This window comes from Undibacterium sp. Ji42W (assembly GCF_049340405.1).
In the GTDB taxonomy this organism is placed as follows: domain Bacteria; phylum Pseudomonadota; class Gammaproteobacteria; order Burkholderiales; family Burkholderiaceae_D; genus Undibacterium.
In genome coordinates this window covers 1-367 of record NZ_JBMPOV010000066.1, presented here as the reverse complement: position 1 = coordinate 367, position 367 = coordinate 1, and the positions used below count along the sequence as shown (strand labels likewise).

Annotated in this window: 1 protein-coding gene; it reads right to left on the bottom strand. The window is 43.3% G+C overall.

What is annotated here, in order from left to right; genetic code table 11:
- Positions 1–266 (bottom strand): hypothetical protein (locus ACO0LG_RS29620; protein ID WP_423032219.1); only part of this gene is annotated, 266 nt, incomplete at its 3' end.
- Positions 267–367 lie beyond the last annotated feature (101 nt).

Here is a 367-nt window from a genome sequence, read left to right as displayed (position 1 = left end):
GTATAACGACCATATTGACCCATAGGCAAATTCACGGAAGTCGTTCCGTCCATTGCCAATGTGCCGGTAGCATCAGATAGCAATTGAAGATTGATACTGCCTTTATCGAGCCCCAAAGGATCAATCAAAATAGTATAAACACCTGTTTCTGGAAGACTGTTCAAATTGAGGACAACAGATCCACTACTCAAAGAGTAAGATGCCCATTCGGAACCGCTACTGCTAGGTTTATAAATCCAGATAGTCTTGCTGCTGGTGATAGGCATGGTGTTATCAGTAATCACCAAGTTAAAACTTTGCCCGGCTGTTGCATTGAAAGTGAAACGTCCATTCTGCCCAGGAAATATAGTGGTCAAATTGAGGGGCG